Raw genomic sequence first — 18,528 nt, 5'->3', positions numbered from 1 at the left:
AACTTATAAAAAAATAAAAAAGTTTACTTTATACTTTTAAACTTTAAAATTTTAAGTTACTTTTGCCATCCGTTAATGAATGGCGTCGTGGCCGAGCGGCTAGGCTGGGCTCTGCAAAAGCTCCTACTCCGGTTCGAATCCGGACGATGCCTCAAGAACCTCTAAAGAAATTTAGAGGTTTTTTTTATGTCTAATTTTTTAGAAAAATTAAGTAAAGTTTTGGTTCGAATCCGGACGATGCCTCAAGAACCTCTAAAGTAATTTTAGCCGTTTTTTTATGTCTAATTTTTAGAAAAAATTAAGTAAAGTTTAGGTTCGAATCCGAACGATGCCTCAAGAACCTCTAAAGTGATTTAAAAGTTTTTTTATGTCTAATTTTTTAGAAAAATTAAGTAAAGTTTTGGTTCGAATTCATACGATACACAAGAATCTTTAAAGCAATTTAGAAGTTTTTTTATGGATAATTTTAAAGAAATTGAACTTTCTAAACTTATTTAAAAAACCTAATCGATCATCTTTGTCATTCCGTAGGAATCTCAGACAAAGAGAGATTCCTACGGAATGACAATATTGTGAAAAAAAAAGGAACCTAAAGAGTTCCTTCTTTATAATTTCTTTTAAAACTACTTCTCTATCTTCTCAAAAGCATTTTTAACCATTTGTTTTTCCTCTGGAAACCAGCCTTGAAAAATTAATGCAAAGCCGAAAATCATTAGAACCACACTAATTCCTCTTTTAATTTTGTAGATATTACTTGGAGTCATTTTATGTTTTAACTGTTTGGCTAATGATATTTTAATACAATCAATACCAAGATATGTAAGGATAACGGAGATAAAAAAGGTAAGCATTCTTGAGGTTTCCATTTCTAATTTTGGTCCTACCGAAATAATTACTGCCAGCCAGAAACCAAGAACACCAATATTGATAATATTTAGAAAAAACCCTTTCAGAAAAAGTCCTATATAATTCTTTTTTATAATCTCGTTATCGATGGTTTTTGTATTAACTCTTTTTTCTTTTTTTATTCCCAAAAACGAAATAAAACCATAAGCCATCATAATAAAACCGCCAAAAATAAACAGTGAAGAGTTATCATTTAGACTTTGGATCAGTCTGTAACTTCCTAAATAAGCAATTGTTATAAAAAAAACATCACCTAAAACAACACCTAAATCAAAAACTAAAGCGGCTCTGAATCCTTTAATTATACTGGTTTCAATCAGAATAAAAAAAACGGGGCCAATCATAAAACTCAAAAGAACTCCCCATGGAACTCCAGTTAAAATATCGTTTATCATTAAAAAATGACTTTAAAAATTGGTTACAAATTTACTATTTCTGAACTATTGTTCCTCCCATAAAAGTTTCCTGTTTTATTTCTTTTGGCTTGCCATAAATAAATATAGTCCCACCGGCTTTTATTTTTGCATCAACAAGAGAACTTGCTCTTACATCTGCGCTTCCTCCTGCTGACAAACTCACTGTGGTTTGTGAAGTTTCTAAATCTCCAGCTTCTAAAACTCCCCCAGAATTAATCAAAACCGACTGAGTGACTGCATTACCTATAATTTTTATAATTCCACCAGAATATGCTTTAATAGTCGCTTTTTCGACATCTAATACTGCAGTAATCTTTGCTCCTTCCTGTGTTCCCAAGGTAATTGAAGTCTGCTTGAAAATATCAGCACAGGTTACAGTGCTTCCTTCATTGGCATCAATACTCTGAATTCTTTTGAAATACAATGTCACTTTAGCTTCATCACCAGACATTATTTTGGTCAATGGCATTCTTATTTTCAAAAGCCCGTTTTTATTAACAACTTCAACTTTACTTTGGCTTGATCCGGTAATTACTGCCTTATTTTCGGTAGAAGCAACCAAAGTAACACTCAGTTTATCAAACACTTTTACATCATCAAAATCCTTAAGTTCTATAGTAGTACTAGGTTCAAAGGTAGAGTTACTTAATAAAGTTACACTTTGCTTATCAGAGAATTTTGATTTATCTAAATCCTCATTCTTAAAATTATTAAAACTAGTCTGTCCAAAACTGAATTGTGCCAAGAACACAAAACCTATTAAAATTATCCTTTTCATGTTTTAAAAATTAATTATTAATAAAGACTCTAAGTTGCTAAGTTTTTAATCTTAGGAACTTAGTAGCTCTGAAACTTAGCAACCTATTTTTAAAAAAAACTTATTCGTTTCTTTTAATAAAATTGAAATCCAATTGTTTTTTAACTAAATCGGCATTTTTAACAGTAACATAAATCTCATCACCCAATTGCAATAATCGATTGGAATTAGCGCCTACCAAAGCATATTGTTTCTCGTCAAAAGTGTAATAATCCTCTTTAATATCGCGGGTTCTAATCATTCCTTCACATTTATTTTCAACGATTTCTACATAAATTCCCCATTCAGTAACACCCGAAATTACTCCTAGAAACTCCTGATCATTATGGTTCTGCATGTATTTCACCTGCATGTACTTGATGGAATCTCTTTCTGCATTGGTTGCTAGAGCTTCCATATTCGAAGAATGCAGACATTTAGTTTCAAATTCCTCCGCATCTGCCGATTTTCCTCCATCCAGATAATACTGCAGTAAACGGTGAACCATAACGTCCGGATAACGGCGGATTGGCGATGTAAAATGGCTGTAATAATCAAATGCCAATCCGTAATGTCCAATATTATCCGTAGAATATTTGGCTTTGCTCATCGATCGTATGGCAAGCGTATCAATTAAATTCTGTTCTTTTTTGCCGTTCACCTCTTCCATCAACGCATTCAGTGATTTTGAAATGTCGCCTTTATTTCTGAAATCAATTTTATAGCCAAATTTTGCAATGACATTCTGCATCGCAATCAATTTGTCTTCATTTGGTTCATCGTGGATTCTGTAAACGAATGTTTTCTTTTGTTTTCCAATGTATTCCGCCACTTTTCTATTAGCCAAAAGCATAAATTCTTCAATCAGATGATTGGCATCTTTAGCTATTTTAAAGTAAACTCCTTCCGGTTCTCCTTCCTGATCCAAGTTGAATTTCACTTCGACTTTATCAAAAGAAATAGCGCCTTCATTCATTCGGTTTCTTCTGAAAATCTTGGCTAATTGATCCATTTTCAGTGTGGCTTCAACAATTTCATCCGAAACTACATAAGAACTTCCGGTAATCGAAATTTCTACCGGAATAGTATTGTCTTTCGTCTCTATGATGTATTGTGCTTCTTCATAAGCAAAACGCTGATCCGAATAAATTACAGTTCTTCAAAACCATTGGTCTACAACCTTGCATTTTTCGGTGATTTCAAAAATAGCTGAGAACGTATATTTCTCTTCCTGAGGACGCAAAGAACAGGCAAAATTCGAAAGCACTTCGGGTAACATTGGTACTACCCTATCCACCAAATATACAGAAGTAGCTCTTTGATAAGCTTCATCGTCAAGTATGGTTCCTTCTTCCAGATAATGAGAAACATCGGCAATGTGAATACCAATTTCGTAGTTACCGTTTACTAACTTTTTGAAAGACAATGCATCATCAAAATCCTTGGCATCTTTTGGATCAATCGTAAAAGTCAGCGTATCGCGCATATCACGACGTTTTGCAATTTCACTTTCTGAAATCGAAGTATCAATTTTCTGTGCAAAGGTTTCTACTTCGATTGGAAAATCAGCTGGCAAACCATATTCAGCAAGAATCGCGTGAATTTCGGTATCATGTTCTCCTGGTTTTCCTAGAACTTTTACCACTTTTCCAAACGGACTATCCGCTCTGGCAGGCCAATCTTCGATATGGACCAAAACCACATCACCTTGCTCCGCCTCCCCAATTTTATCTTTTGGAATAAAAATATCCGTATACATTTTTGGATTGGCAGTTGACACAAAAGAGAAATTCTTCTGAATATCAATCACTCCAACGAAGTCAGTTTTGTATCTTTCAACTATTTCAACCACTTCACCCTCAGCTCTTCTTCCGCTTCTTTTATTGTAAACATACACTTTTACGGTATCTTTATCCAAAGCGTGATTCAAATTATTGGCTGGAATAAAAACATCTTCCTCAAATTCAGGGCAAATAAAATAGGCACTTTTACGGCCTGTCATATCAATTGTTCCTTCGTAATATTCTTTGCTAGTGGCTTTTATCAAATATTTTCCAGGTTCTGTTTCTATAATTTTTTTGGAACCTGCCAAAATCTTTAGATCTTTTATAATCTGATTACGGCTTTGAGTGTCGTCCAATTCTAATTTTGACGCAATCTGCTTATAGTTAAAGGATTTATTGGCACTATTCGATAATATTTTTATTATTTTATCCGAGAAATCTTTGTCTTTCTTAATCGGTTTTCTTAATCTTTTACCCATGTATCTTTTCTTAAATGCCTAAAATTACGAAATTGTATTCACTATTCTGTATTCCAAAAGAGTTTTAAACTAATAATAACTTCATTACATTTATAAAAAATTCTAAATGAAAGGCTTTAAAACAATTGCTGTTTTTACTTATCCGTATGAAATTGTGGTACTTAAACATATCTTGGAACAGGAAGAAATTCCTCATTTTTTCGAAAACGAACAAATTATCTCCATCGATCCTTTAAGAAGCTTTGCCTACGGAGGCATTCAGCTCAAGGTACATCCAAACGATTTTGAACAGGTTCAGGAAATTCTAGACAATTTGAATCCAAAACTTTCCATTGTTTAAAAAACTTCACAATTCAATATTTTTTTGGGCGTGACATTAAGTTAAGGATTTCTTATTAAAGTTTGGCCAAATATAATTCTCGCAGAGACGCTAAGACGCAAAGGAATCCGATCTTAACTTTGCGCCTCTGCGTCTTTGCGAGAGCAGAAAAAAGAAACAACTTTTGAAGAAACAGAATATTTTAAAATTTTTTCTTTGTTTTCAAATTTCAAAGTTGTCAACATATATTAAATACAACAAAAAAGAATTTTAAAAATTTTAAAAAAATTTATGGTTATTATAGCTTGTTAATTGTTGCTATAAATTTTTAAAAAAATGCATTGAAATCAAGTTTTAGGTTTTTATCTTGAGTTATCAACAGTGTTATTTATATGTAAATTACTGTCTTTTAAGATATTTTTAAAAATAGTTAACAGCTGTTAACATTTCAAAATTGCGATAAATTGTAAATAAGTGTTCTTTATTTTCTTGTTCAAAAACTAAAATTTAGTATTGATAACTTTTCCAAAAATTCCTCAAACTTTATTAGGTTTTTAAAAATAGGTTTTGGATTACATAATTTTTTGAAAAAAACTAAAAAAACTTCTAAAATTCTTTTCAAAGTTATAAACATTTTGTGTTAATTTAAGGTTAACTGAATATCAAGTAGTTACGTTTTGGTATTAACATGATAAAAAATTAACATTATAATTACATTCTCTTTACTGGTTTACAGGTAGTTGTAAATAATGAAAGATGTTAATAACCTTAAAAATTTCTTATAATCAGCGGGTTATATAAAATTATAAAGTTTGCCTTTTTTCGTATTTATTAATATGTTAGTAATAGAAAGTGAAAAGGATTTTTGTATGCTATCTTAAATAGAATGGTTAAATTTGCATTTCAAAAACTAATACAAAAAAAATGAAAATTTCAATAGGAAATGACCACGCCGGACCGGATTACAAAAAAGCAATTGTTCAATATTTAGAGTCAAAAGGGCACCAAGTTACAAACTACGGAACCGATACTGAGGCTTCTGTGGATTATCCTGATTTTGGCCACCCAGTTGCAAGTGATGTCGAAGAAGGAAAAGCAGATTTTGGCATTGTTATTTGCGGAAGCGGTAATGGAATTGCAATGACTGTTAATAAACATGCCGGAGTTCGTGCAGGTTTGTGCTGGACTAAAGAAATTGCCTATTTGACCCGTCTTCATAATAATGCTAATATTGTTAGTATTCCTGCAAGATATACTTCTATTCAGCAGGCTGTAGAAATTGTTGAAACTTTCTTGGAAACCGAATTTGAAGGAGGAAGACATCAAACCAGAGTTGATAAAATAAGCTGTTAATATATTTTGTAGCTTTGTAAAATGCTGTCACAAAAAGAAATAGAAATTATTATTGATATTTTAAAACCATACAATCCAAAACGTATTGGGTTGTTTGGTTCTGTGGCTCGAAACGAAGAAACCCCAACGAGCGATATAGATATTTTATACAATTTTAATAAGCCTATTTCTTTATTTACCAAGTACAACATAATTGAAGAACTTTATTCAAAACTTCATAAAAAAATTGATTTAGTATCAGAAAATGCTGTGCATCCAAAGCTTAAGCCATACATTTATAATGATTTAAAAATGATTTATGAATCCTGATAAAAACATTTTTAGATTAGAACATGTAGTAGAATCTATTGAAAAAATAGAATTCATTATAAAAGATTTATCTTATGCTCAATATCTTGAAGATTGGATAAAACAAGATGCAATTGTTAGGAATATTGAAATAATTGGAGAAGCAATTCGAAATGTAGAAGAAAAAATAATTGCAATGTACCCAAATGTTCCTTGGAAAGAAGCAAGAGGAATGCGAAATATATTAGTCCACGAATATTTCAGAATAGAACACGAAGAAGTTTGGAGAACGTTAAATGAAGATTTACCTAAATTAAAATCCCAAATTATTTCCATTATTAACGACATTAAATAACTCAAAATGTCGGATCATCACCATCATAATCACGGTCACCACCACTCCCCAGTACAAGGAAAAAATCTGCTGTTTTCGATTGTGCTAAATATGGTGATCACATTGGCACAAATTATAGGAGGAATTCTTTCAGGAAGTCTGGCTTTACTGTCAGATGCCCTGCATAATTTTTCCGATGTACTTTCTTTGGTATTCAGTTATGCAGCCCATAAATTATCCCGAAAAAAAGCTTCCAACGATCAGACGTTTGGATATAAACGAGCTGAACTGATTGCCGCTTTTGTTAATGCTATGACATTGATAATTGTGGCTTTGTTTTTGGTTTATGGTGCAGTAGAGCGTTTTTTTAATCCGCAGCATATAGAATCTGGATTGGTGATCTGGCTTTCAATTTTAGGAATTGTTATGAATGGTTTGTCTGTATTATTATTAAAAAATGATGCTGACAAAAACCTGAACATGAAATCGGCTTATCTGCATTTGTTTACCGATATGCTGGCTTCGGTTGCGGTTCTGGCCGGTGGTCTGCTGATGAAATTTTTTCAATGGTTTTGGGTCGACAGTCTATTGACTTTAGCAATTGCCATTTACTTAATTATTGTGGGTTTTGATCTGCTCAAAAATTCCACTCAAATGCTGATGCTTTTTACGCCAAATCATCTGGATATTAATGATATAATTATAGAAGTGCATAAGATATCCGGAGTTCGAAAATTACATCATATTCATCTTTGGTATCTCAACGAAGAGGAATTACATCTCGAAGCGCATCTTGATTGTTCCGAAGACATAAAAATGTCTGAGTTCAATGAACTTCTGGATAAAGTTGAACATGTTTTGTTCGAAAAATTCCATATCAATCACATCAATATTCAGCCGGAATATAAGAAGGAGGAAGATTCCAAGGATTTCATCGTTCAGGATTAGGTTGTTTAATGAAAAAAAATCTCGGTGCTTCGCACCAATAATATTACAAAGCTCGGTCAAAAAACTGGGCTTTTTTTATTGACATATGTATGGCAATTATAGTAAATATTTTTTTTAAAATAGTTTGTAAGAAACGAATTAAATTGGGAATTTTTTTTAATTTAATCCCAAATTAAATTGAATGAAAAAATATGTTGTTTTGCTTTTGTTCTCCTTTCAAATGCACTCCCAAGAAAAATCAAAAGTAATTTATAGTAATGAAACTGTTGTTATTAATTCAGGAAAAACTTTAGAAATTGAAACTTTTGTAAACGAAAGCAGGGCTATTTCAAAAAGTAAAAATACAGCGGAGTACTCTATTCAAATTCCGTTTGACAGTTTTAGTGAAATTTCAAACATCAAAGGATCAACACATATTATCAAAACAGATTCAAGAGTTGATCTGAATTCTTCTTCGATTGGCACTTTTGATGCCGAATATGATAAAATTTACAAAAGTGACAATAAATATAAATATTTTGTAATGCCTAAAGTGGAAGATAATTCAACAATTGAATTCTCATATAAAAGCAAACTTAAACAGCCTCGTTTTTTAGATTTTTTTAGATTTCAGAATCCTATAAAAACAGAAACAGCAAAATTCCAAATTAGATGTAAAACTACTACTGAAATTGGTTATAAATTATTTGGAAATTATCAGGACAAAATAGTTTTTACTAAAACTAGAGAAGGGGATTGGGACATTTATACTTGGGAAGCCAAAGATATTCCTGAATTTACGCGAGAAGAGAGTATGCCAAATTCTCTTTATTTTATGCCTCATATTATTTATTACATTAAGAGTTATGAAATAGCAGGAAAAAAAGAGGAATTACTGGGAACACCGGAAAAATTATACCAATGGTATTATTCGCTCACAAAAGACATTAACAAAACTGACCAAACAGCATTAAAAAATAAAACCGAGGAGCTTATAAAAGGTAAAACGACTGATTTTGAAAAGGCTAAAGCAATTTATCAATGGGTACAGCAAAACATGCATTATGTGGCTTTTGAGGATGGAATGGGCGGGTTTGTTCCGAGAGAAGCTTCGGATATATTTCAAAAATTATATGGAGACTGCAAGGATATGGCTAATATTCTCAATCAAATGCTACAATATGCTCAGCTGAATTCCAGTCTTACCTGGATTGGAACACGTCATAAACCATATACTTATGAGGAAGTACCAACACCACTTGTGGATAATCACATGATTACTAATGTGGTAATTGATAATAAAAGTTATTTTTTGGATGCTACCGATAAGTTTTGCCCTTTTTTGTTTCCTTCGAATTTTATTCAAGGAAAAGAAGCTTTAATAGGAAAATCTGAAAAAGAATTTAAATTGGAAAAGGTTCCTGTAGTAGAATCTGAGAAAAACAAAACCACAACTTTGATTAAATTAAATATCCAAAACAATCATATTGAGGGAGAGGCTACGGTCATGGTTTCGGGTTTACCAAAGAGTGAATTATTGAATAATCTTTCGGAATTTAATTTAAAAACAAATGAAATCTGGAAAAACATTCTTACGGAAAACAACCAAAAAGTTCAGTTAGAAATTCAGGAACTGCAAAAGAATGATTATCAAGAGTTGCCTTCAAAAGCAAATTTTAAATTAAAACTTGAAAATGGTATTAAAGATGTCAACGGTAAATTGTTGTTAAAACCTGTATTGTTTTTTCCTTTAAAAGAAAACCTGATTGATATTGAAAACAGGAAATACTCAATTGAAAACAACTACGCATATATTTATGAAATTGAATATCAATACGATTTGCCTGCAGAGTATAAAGTGGAATTTTTACCCGAAAATGCAAAAACAGAAAACGATTTGGGAAGCTTTGACATTCAATACAAAGTCATAAAAAATACCATTAAGGTGATACAAAAAATAGAATCCAAAAAATTACTATTAGAAACCAAAGATTTTGCACTTTGGAATTCTTTCATAAAAGCTCTAATCAAACAATACAACCAATCTATAATTCTTTCTAAATAATGAAAAAAATTATTCTTATTGCCTTTTTATTAGCAACATTTCAAAGTTATTCCCAAGAAATAAAAAGTTACACCTGGGATGAAAAACCCAACTTCAAAGAAATTCCTAAAGAATACCAAAATCAGCCAGCAGTTGTTTTGTTAGACAAACGTTGGATACATACGCGTGTAGGAGGTTATGCATATGCAACTTTTGGAATGAATCATTTTGCAATAAAAATCAATAAAGCTGAAGAAATAAATAAATATAATAAAATTAAGGCTCAAGACAATGGATATGTTCGAGATGTTAGGGATTTTCACGCAAGGGTTATAAAACCAAGCGGAGAAATAAAAGTATTGCCACAGGATAAAATTATTACTACAGAAGAGAATAATGTAAAATCTATTGTTTTTGAAGGTGTAGAAGCAGGAGATATCCTAGAATATTATTTTATTATAAAAGAAAATCCAATGTCTTATGGAGTAGAAGTTTTCCAAAAAGAAATACCTGTGCTGTTTGCTGAATTTACACACACACAAGAAGGTGTGAAATTTGAGACTTTTGCTTCGTCAGAATTTAAAGGAAGCTTTGTAAATAACAAAAGCATATTAACAGCGGTTAATATACCTCCATATAAAGAAGAACCCAGTGCACGAAATTTAAAGAATTTAGTGAAGTTAATCTATATGGTTTCGACTTCAAATATGGATATTTATAAATGGAGCTATTTTTTACCACAATATTTATCTAAACCTTCTTTTCAATATTTTAAGAAAAACCAGGCTAGAGAATTTATTCAAAATTTAAATATCCCTGCAACAGCTTCAACAGATGAAAAATTGATCAAAATAGATGAATATATCAAAAGCAATTTTGATTTTGTAGGTAAGGGTGAAACAGCTCAAAAAGTCACGAATTTAAATAATGGAAAACAAAAATTAAGTGCTGGCGACGTTTTTGATTTATATGGATTTACACTTAAGGAATTGAAAATTCCTTATAAAATTGTTGTTGGAATGTCTCGTTTTGACGGTGATATTAATGATGATAAATTTGTTGTTCCGCTAAATCATGAATTTATGTACTATATTCCTGAAACTCAAAAATTCCTCTCTCCTTATGAGAAATATTTGTGTTATGGTTATCCAATGTATGAAGTTCAAGGTTCAAATGGCAGAACTTATAATCCAGCTAATAAAGAGCATTATGTATTAACTTTTCCAATTGCTCCTGCTGACTTTACTGTAAATGAGACACAAAGCACCGTTTCGTTATCGGGTGATTTAGACACGGCTGTTATCGAAAAGATTTATTCAAATACAGGGTATGAGGGGCAATTGTATAGAAATTGGATTAAATATATTAAAGAAAATAAAGAAGAAAAAGATCTTGTTGATTTTATAAAAAAAAGAATATTTGGAGATGAATTGGATCTAAAAATAGCCAACTATACTTTTGAAAATCAAGACTTCAAATATAATTATACCAATACTCCCTATATTGTAAAAGTTAAGGCTGAAGCTAAGGAATCTCTAACTGAAAATGCAGGAAATCTGGTTTTGGTAAACCTCGGGAAATTGATAGGAAAACAATCAAATTTATATCAAGAGGCGGAGAGATTATGGGATGTAGACTTAAATTATACAAAAACTTACAAGCATAAAATAATTTTCAAGATTCCTGATGGATATGAGGTTGAAAGTTACAAAGATTTAGAAATTGATAAAAAAATGAGTGGAGATGAAACCAAAAATTGCTATTTCAAATCCTTTGTAAGAGTTGAAGGAAATCAATTAATTGTTGAGGTTTTTGAGATTTATCAATCTATAAATTATCCCAAAGATTCTTATCAGGAATATAGAAATGTGTTGAATGCTTCTGCGGATTTTACAAAAGCATCTGTCGTGTTGAAACTTAAGAAGTAATTATCCAAGGGTTTTATAGTTAAGGATGAGTTTCAAAAATCGGGTGCAATGAAACATATAATTTAGAGCTCAGTTAATAAAACTGGGCTTTTTTTATTCAATTATCTTTTCACTTGATTAAATAAAACCAGCCTATTAAAATCTGTACAATTACAATCAGCCAAAATTTTAAAAGATAGCTTTTTTTGGCTGTTTTGTGCCTGAAAGTAAGCATTCCTAATCCAGAACCAATAGTGCCTCCGAAAAGAACAAAACCCAAAAGATTCCGCTCCGGGATTCTTTGTTTTTGGGCTTTTGCCAAATGTTTGTCATAAGCCATTTGAACGAAAGCCATTGCATTCAAAATCAAAAAATAGCAGAATAAAATAGTCATTTGATTAAAATAAAGTTTCAAAGATATTATATTAGCTGTCCAAAAAATAATAAAATGACCAACATACAATTCATCGCCAAGTCTGTCCAAACAGCACCCATAAACATTCAAAACACCGTTCAATTATTGCAGGAAGACTGTACGATTCCTTTTATTTCCCGTTACCGAAAAGACAAAACAGGAAATCTGGACGAAACGGTAATTGAGCAGATTGCCAAATTGCAAAAGGATTACGAAGTTATTGTAAAGCGAAAAGAAGCAATTTTAAAAAGCATCGAAGAGCAAAATGCATTGACGCCTGAATTGGAGAAAAAAATCCAGCAGAGTTTCGATTTACAGGAATTGGAAGATTTTTATCTGCCTTACAAAAAGAAAAAAAGAACCAAAGCTGATGTTGCTAGAGAAAATGGTTTGGAACCTTTGGCCAAGATCATTATGAACCAAGGAAAGGACGATGTTGATTTTCTGGCTACTCAATATTTGAACGAAAATGTAATTAACGAAGAATCTGCATTGCAGGGCGCAAGAGACATCATTGCTGAATGGATTAATGAGAATATCTACGTTAGAAAGCAGTTGAGAAGATTGTTTGAACGTAAATCAACAATCACGACCAAAGTAGTTAAGGCTAAAAAAGAGGAGGAAGGCGCACAAAAATTCAATCAGTATTTTGATTGGTCAGAACCGCTGACCAAAGCGCCGTCGCATCGTTTGTTGGCCATTTTGAGAGCCGAAAACGAAGGTTTTATCAAATTCAAAGTCGATGTGGAGCTTGACGATGCCTATGACATAATTGATGAATTAGTTATTAAAGGAGAAAACAGTACCACGCCACATATTCAACTGGCGATTGAGGACAGTTACAAACGCTTACTGAATCCGGCGATTTCTAATGAAACCTTGCAGGAAGCCAAAGCCAAGGCTGATGCCAATTCGATTCAGGTATTTGCCAATAATTTAGGGCAGTTGCTGTTAGCACCGCCGTTGGGCGAAAAACGAATTTTGGCGATTGATCCAGGATTCCGTTCGGGCTGTAAGGTAGTTTGTCTGGACGAAAAAGGGGATTTGTTATACAACGAAACCATTTACCCGCATGCTCCGCAGAATGAAACGGCTATGGCGATGAAAAAGATAAAATCGATGGTTAATGCTTATAATATAGATGCCATTTCTATCGGAAATGGGACGGCTTCGAGAGAAACAGAATTCTTTATCAAGAAAATAGCTTTCGACAAACCGGTTCAGGTTTTCATCGTTTCTGAAGCGGGAGCTTCGGTTTATTCGGCTTCGAAGATTGCGAGAGAAGAATTTCCAAATTATGATGTAACGGTTCGTGGCTCGGTTTCTATCGGTCGAAGACTTTCGGATCCATTGGCCGAATTGGTAAAAATTGACCCAAAAGCCATTGGAGTAGGACAGTACCAGCACGATGTGGATCAAACCAAACTTAAAGAAGAATTGGATAATACAGTGATTCGCTGTGTGAACTCGGTAGGAATCAATATTAATACGGCGAGTAAACATTTGTTGGGTTATGTGAGCGGAATAGGAGAGAAGCTTGCCGAAAACATTGTAAACTACCGTTCCGAAAATGGCCCGTTTACCGATAGAAAACAACTGAAAAAAGTGCCTCGTTTGGGCGATAAAGCGTATCAGCAGGGAGTGGCTTTTATTCGGATTTCGAACGCCAAAAATCCATTAGATAATTCGGCCGTGCATCCCGAAGCGTATTCTATTGTTGAAAAAATGGCGAAGGATTTGAAACTTTCAGTAAATGATTTGATTGCCAATAAAGAAAAAACCGCTTTGATTAAAGCAGAAAATTACATCACACCGGAAATTGGTTTATTGACCTTAAAAGACATCATCAAAGAGCTTGAAAAACCAGGATTAGACCCAAGAAAATCGGCCAAAATTTTTGAATTCGACCCGAATGTAAAATCAATAAAAGATTTGAAAACCGGAATGATTCTGCCAGGAATTGTCAACAACATTACCAATTTTGGCTGTTTTGTCGATTTAGGAATCAAAGAAAGCGGATTGGTTCATATTTCGCAACTAAAAGCCGGTTTTGTGAGCGATGTGAATGAAGTGGTTAAATTACACCAGCATGTTGAGGTAAAAGTGACCGAGGTGGATGAGGATAGGAAACGTATTCAGTTGACGATGGTACTATAATTATTTGTAAGTTTGTTAAAACTTATTATTTTGATGGATTATAGATTAGAAGTGCTTGATGATAAAAAATTTGAAGATTTAACAAATACAATTTGTCAAAGGATATTGGGTATTGGCGTTATTGAATTTTCAGAAGGTAAAGATGGTGGAAGAGATGGGAAATTTACTGGAACAGCAACTGCTTTTCCTTCTGATATTGAATCTTGGAAAGGTAAGTTTATAATTCAAGCTAAATTTACTAGTAATTCGCAAGCATCTTGTTCAGATAAAGAATTTGATAACCTTATAAATCTTGAAATACCTAAAATAAAAAAGCTAAAAGAAATAAATGAAATTGATAATTATTTAATTTTTACAAATAGAAAATATACGGGAGTTAAAGGCGAAAGACTTTTAGCTAAAATTAAAAAAAATTCTGGTCTAGAAAATGTTGAAATTTTAGGAAAAGAAACCATTAATAACAGATATTTAAATCAAAATAAGGACATTGTAAAACTTTTTGAGTTAGATAAACATCATATTCCATTTGATTTTTCAGAAGAAGAAATAAAGGACATTATCTTAGAGTTTAAAAAACAATTACGGACAATTGCTGAAGATATTAAAACTAAAGTTGACCAAGTTAAATATGATTTTGATAAAATTGAAATAGAAGAAAAAAATAAAAAAAATTCATTAGGCAAAGATTATTTTGAAAATGAAATTCTATCTAAGTCACTATTAGATTTTACAAACATTCAAAGTTTTTTGGAAGACGATAAAAATTCAGAATTCAGAGACTATTATTTTGATATAGCATCAGAATTAAGTGGTCTAATTACTTTGAGAAGAGATAATTTTAATGTTTTTGAAGAGGTCTTGATTTTTATTTATCAAAAAATAGCTGATGGAAGTAAGGATTTAAAAGGTGGAAAAAGACATATTTCTACTCTTCTTCATTATATGTATATGAATTGTGAAATAGGATTAAAATGATAAAACCAAATAGACATACAAACCCAGATTATTCGGTTATAAATATTAGCGCTTATATATTAAAATTATTAAAAGCACATTCTACTATTGAATATGATAAATTGCTTGGAAAGGTAATTAATGAATTGGGGGATAAAGCAAAAGAAAATTATCCTTATGCTTTAAATTTTTTGTTTTTATTAAATAAAATTAAATATCAAGAACTAACAGACACCTTTACTTTCAATGAAGTTAAGTAAATTATATAGTAACAAGGAAAATTTCAAGAACATTTCATTCAATTTGAATGGTGTAAATGTTATATATGCCGATGTTCAAACGGAGTTAAAAGATAAAAAAAATTCTCACGATTTAGGCAAAACAAAAGTGGCAGAATTAATAGATTTTTTGTTATTAAAAAAAATTGACAAGAAAGATTTTCTTTTAAAATTGTTGGATAGTAACAATAAATCTATTTTTAATGAATACATTTTTTATTTAGAAATAGGACTTAATGATGGAAGATTTTTAACTGTAAGAAGAGGAATTGAGAATAACACAAAAATTGCATTTAGTCTTTCAGAGAAAAGGAGTGAAGGTTTTATTGCTCCTTTAAAATTTGATTTTGAAAATATTTCAATAGATAAAGCAAAAGAAGTTTTAGCTGAATTTTTGAATTTAGATTTTTTTTTCGATAAGAATTATGATTATAGAAAAGCTTTAAGTTATAATTTAAGAACACCTCCAGATGATTATAAAGATGTTTTTCAATTATCAAAATTTTCAAACGGTAAGCATAAATACTGGAAACCTTTTATATTTGATTTATTAGGTTTTGATGGTGATTTGTTGCTGAAAAAATATGAAAACGATGATGAAATTGAAGAATTAAAAGGATTTATAGGAACCCTTAAGAGAGAATATAAAATTGATAAAAAAGATAGAGATTCATTAATTGCTGAAAAAAGATCAATAGAAGAAAATAATATAGAAATTGAAAAGAAAATAGATGCTTTTAATTTTTATGAACAAGATAAAAAACTAATTGAAAATGGTATATCAGATATTGAAAATTCGATAAGTGAGTATAATTCATTATCATATAATTTAAATTATGAAATTGATAAATTAAAGAAATCAATACAAAACAACTTTGCTTTTGAATTAAATAAAGTTGAGAAAGTTTTTGAAGAAACAGGAATCTATTTTGGAAATCAAATCAAAAAAGATTATCAAGAATTACTAGATTTTAATTCTAAAATAACCGTCGAAAGAAACAAATTAATTAAAAAGATAGTATCAAGTAAAGAAAAAGAATTAAAAGCAATAAATTTAAATTTGATTGATTTAAATTCGAAAAAAGAAAACCTTTTATCGGTTTTGCAAGACACAGATACTTTCAAAAAATTTAAAACATATCAAAAAGCTTTAGCAAAAAAAGAAGAAGAACTTAACGAAGTTAATTCTAAAATTAATTATATTGATTTAATTTTTACTAAAGAAGATGAGATTGAAGATAAAAAAGATGAAATTGAAAGTACGATAGATAAACTGAATTTTTTATCTAGACATACAGAACAAAATGAAAAATATGATGATATAAGAAAAAAATTTCATTCATATTATAAATTTATAATGGATGAAAGTGCAAATATTTCTTGGCATTTAAATGCAAATAATAATATTGAGTTTCCGCCACCTAAAGTGCTAGATAAAGCTAATAAAAACACTGCAAAAGACGAAGGAACAACTTATAAAAAAATATTGTGTGTTGCTTTTGATTTAGCGATATTGACAAGTTATAATAATCAATCATTTTTTAGATTCATTTATCACGATGATGTACTTTCAACTCAAGATAATGGTATTAAGTTAAGATTGCTAGAATTAATAAATAAGCTCGCAGAAAAGTATAATATTCAATATGTTTTATCCGTAATTAAATCTGATTTGCCTGTTGATGAGAATGATAGTATTACTTATTTTCAAGAAAATGAAATCATTTTAAATTTGAATGATAAAAATGAAGAGGGGACTTTATTTGGATTCAGTTTTTAGTTAAATCCATCGTTGTTTTATAAACAAAATTTAAACGAAGTGGTGAAATTACACCAACACGTTGAGGTAAAAGTGACCGAGGTGGATGAGGATAGGAAGAGGATTCAGCTGAGTATGGTTTTTAAAAATTACCAAATTGACGGTATTTAATTAAATTTAGTCAATTAACTGACGGTATTTAATTGATTTCCGTCAGTTAATTGACGGAAATCAATAATTTTATATATCTTTGTGTCAAATAAAATCTAGTTTTATGGAAATAAATAGATTGGCACTTGATTTAGTTTTGCAAAAATTACAACCCAACAAGGTAGTCGTTTTGTTAGGAGCCAGACGAGTGGGCAAGACCGAACTGATTAAAAAACTTATGGAAAAAGTAACTGAAAAAGTACTTTTTTTAAACGGAGACGATATTGAATCACATAATTTATTAGAAATTCAGAGTACAGCCAATTTTAAAAGATTGCTTGGAGACACTAAATTTTTGATAATTGATGAAGCGCAGGAAATACCTGCCATTGGCAAAAAGCTAAAACTGATGGTGGATACCATTGAAGATTTAAAAGTTTTGGTAACGGGTTCTTCGGCATTTGAAATAAACAATCAGTTAGGCGAACCGTTGGTTGGCCGTATGAAAACCATCAATTTATATCCAATCGCGCAACTTGAATTTTCTAAGACAGAAGATTTTCTCGAAACCCGCAATAACCTAGAAGACCGATTAATATTGGGAAGTTATCCCGAATTGAGCCATATTACGAATCGCGAAGATAAAATAAGTTATTTAAAGGAGTTGGTGAATACCCAATTGTTGCGAGATGTTTTTGCTTTTGAAGGCATTAAAAAAAGAGACAAAATTATTGCGTTACTCCAGATTATTGCTTTTAGAACTGGTAGTGAATTGTCGCTGGAAAGTGTGGGGCGTGATTTGCAAATTAGTAAAAACACCGTTGAAAAGTATTTGGATTTATTTAGCAAGGTATTTATAATCTATAGCGTATCAGGGTTTAGCCGGAATAGGGATAATGAGATCACTAAGATGAAAAAATGGTATTTTGTTGATAACGGTATCCGTAATGCCATAATCAATTCGTTTAATTCGCTGAATACTAGAGAAGATGTTGGCAAACTTTGGGAAAATTACCTGAATTCGGAGCGAATTAAAAAAATGGGTTATACCGAAAATTTTGTTCATGATTACTTTTGGCGTACCCATACCAAACAGGAAATAGACAGGATAGAGGAAAAAGACGAACACTTATCAGCTTTTGAATATAAATACGGAAAAGCAAAATCAAAAATCCCAACGGAATTTGCAAAATCCTATCCCGAAGCGACTTTTGAAATTATCAATCAGGATAATTATTTGGATTATATCCTGTGATATTTTG

The 18,528-nt window shown here is 31.2% G+C and carries 15 protein-coding genes, 1 tRNA gene and 2 pseudogenes; 14 read left to right on the top strand and 4 right to left on the bottom strand.

The genetic code is table 11. The annotated features are described in order from the left end of the window. The first annotated feature begins 81 nt into the window (after positions 1–81). Positions 82–152, top strand: a tRNA-Cys gene (locus tag ABEG11_RS13470). Positions 153–623: 471 nt separating this feature from the next. Here ABEG11_RS13470 and ABEG11_RS13465 read toward each other — a convergent pair. The 3 genes and pseudogenes from ABEG11_RS13465 to rnr all read right to left on the bottom strand — a co-directional run bounded on the left by ABEG11_RS13465 (position 624) and on the right by rnr (position 4,381). Next, a complete protein-coding gene (locus ABEG11_RS13465) occupies positions 624–1,301 on the bottom strand; it encodes a LysE family translocator (protein WP_348824683.1) in 678 nt (225 codons plus the stop codon). A gap of 34 nt (positions 1,302–1,335) precedes the next feature. Next, positions 1,336–2,100 (bottom strand): head GIN domain-containing protein, encoded by a 765-nt coding sequence (locus tag ABEG11_RS13460; RefSeq protein ID WP_348824682.1) that lies wholly within the window; start codon positions 2,098–2,100, stop codon positions 1,336–1,338. A 100-nt stretch (positions 2,101–2,200) separates the two neighbouring features. Further along, positions 2,201–4,381: pseudogene (rnr, locus tag ABEG11_RS13455) on the bottom strand (ribonuclease R). A 106-nt stretch (positions 4,382–4,487) separates the two neighbouring features. On the opposite strand from rnr, the gene ABEG11_RS13450 reads away from it, so the two are divergent. From ABEG11_RS13450 to ABEG11_RS13420, 7 genes are all read left to right on the top strand, one after another. Continuing rightward, a complete protein-coding gene (locus tag ABEG11_RS13450; RefSeq protein WP_348824681.1) occupies positions 4,488–4,721 on the top strand; it encodes a DUF2007 domain-containing protein in 234 nt (77 codons plus the stop codon). Positions 4,722–5,624: 903 nt separating this feature from the next. Continuing rightward, positions 5,625–6,053 carry a ribose 5-phosphate isomerase B gene (rpiB, locus tag ABEG11_RS13445; RefSeq protein ID WP_194642476.1) on the top strand — a complete coding sequence of 143 codons (429 nt, stop codon included), beginning with the start codon at positions 5,625–5,627 and terminating at the stop codon, positions 6,051–6,053. Positions 6,054–6,074: 21 nt separating this feature from the next. Then, positions 6,075–6,362: a nucleotidyltransferase family protein gene (locus tag ABEG11_RS13440; protein WP_348824680.1), complete on the top strand. Its 288-nt coding sequence runs from the start codon at positions 6,075–6,077 to the stop codon at positions 6,360–6,362. Beyond that, on the top strand, positions 6,352–6,696 hold the full coding sequence (locus tag ABEG11_RS13435; protein WP_348824679.1) for a HepT-like ribonuclease domain-containing protein: 345 nt from the start codon (positions 6,352–6,354) through the stop codon (positions 6,694–6,696). The genes ABEG11_RS13440 and ABEG11_RS13435 overlap by 11 nt, the downstream gene beginning before the upstream one ends. A gap of 6 nt (positions 6,697–6,702) precedes the next feature. Further along, positions 6,703–7,623: a cation diffusion facilitator family transporter gene (locus ABEG11_RS13430; RefSeq protein WP_348824678.1), complete on the top strand. Its 921-nt coding sequence runs from the start codon at positions 6,703–6,705 to the stop codon at positions 7,621–7,623. Positions 7,624–7,804: 181 nt separating this feature from the next. Then, a complete protein-coding gene (locus ABEG11_RS13425; RefSeq protein ID WP_348824677.1) occupies positions 7,805–9,667 on the top strand; it encodes a DUF3858 domain-containing protein in 1,863 nt (620 codons plus the stop codon). Further along, entirely contained in the window at positions 9,667–11,574 is a 1,908-nt protein-coding gene (locus ABEG11_RS13420; RefSeq protein ID WP_348824676.1) for a DUF3858 domain-containing protein, read from the top strand. Before ABEG11_RS13425 ends, ABEG11_RS13420 begins: the two co-directional genes overlap by 1 nt. Positions 11,575–11,683: 109 nt before the next feature. Here ABEG11_RS13420 and ABEG11_RS13415 read toward each other — a convergent pair whose 3' ends face one another. Continuing rightward, complete coding sequence (locus ABEG11_RS13415) at positions 11,684–11,947, bottom strand: DUF1294 domain-containing protein (protein WP_348824675.1); 264 nt, start codon at positions 11,945–11,947, stop codon at positions 11,684–11,686. A gap of 54 nt (positions 11,948–12,001) precedes the next feature. Here ABEG11_RS13415 and ABEG11_RS13410 point away from each other — a divergent pair, with 54 nt between their 5' ends. From ABEG11_RS13410 to ABEG11_RS13390, 6 genes and pseudogenes are all read left to right on the top strand, one after another. Continuing rightward, positions 12,002–14,125 (top strand): Tex family protein, encoded by a 2,124-nt coding sequence (locus ABEG11_RS13410; RefSeq protein ID WP_348824674.1) that lies wholly within the window; start codon positions 12,002–12,004, stop codon positions 14,123–14,125. A gap of 33 nt (positions 14,126–14,158) precedes the next feature. After that, entirely contained in the window at positions 14,159–15,100 is a 942-nt protein-coding gene (locus ABEG11_RS13405; protein ID WP_348824704.1) for an ABC-three component system protein, read from the top strand. Further along, entirely contained in the window at positions 15,097–15,339 is a 243-nt protein-coding gene (locus ABEG11_RS13400; RefSeq protein ID WP_348824673.1) for an ABC-three component system middle component 8, read from the top strand. Before ABEG11_RS13405 ends, ABEG11_RS13400 begins: the two co-directional genes overlap by 4 nt. Next, positions 15,326–17,137, top strand: a complete 1,812-nt coding sequence (locus tag ABEG11_RS13395; protein WP_348824672.1) for a DUF2326 domain-containing protein — start codon at positions 15,326–15,328, stop codon at positions 17,135–17,137. The genes ABEG11_RS13400 and ABEG11_RS13395 overlap by 14 nt, the downstream gene beginning before the upstream one ends. Before the next feature lie 30 nt (positions 17,138–17,167). Then, a pseudogene (locus tag ABEG11_RS19105) lies at positions 17,168–17,287 on the top strand (S1 RNA-binding domain-containing protein); the annotation flags it as partial. 103 nt (positions 17,288–17,390) lie between these two features. Next, the gene (locus ABEG11_RS13390) at positions 17,391–18,521 is read left to right on the top strand and encodes an ATP-binding protein (protein ID WP_348824671.1); all 1,131 of its coding nucleotides are present in this window, start codon (positions 17,391–17,393) and stop codon (positions 18,519–18,521) included. The last annotated feature ends 7 nt before the right edge of the window (positions 18,522–18,528 follow it).

The sequence above is a fragment of the Flavobacterium aestuarii genome (assembly GCF_040049115.1).
Lineage (GTDB): Bacteria > Bacteroidota > Bacteroidia > Flavobacteriales > Flavobacteriaceae > Flavobacterium > Flavobacterium aestuarii.
This window is presented reverse-complemented; position numbering and strand designations above follow the sequence as displayed.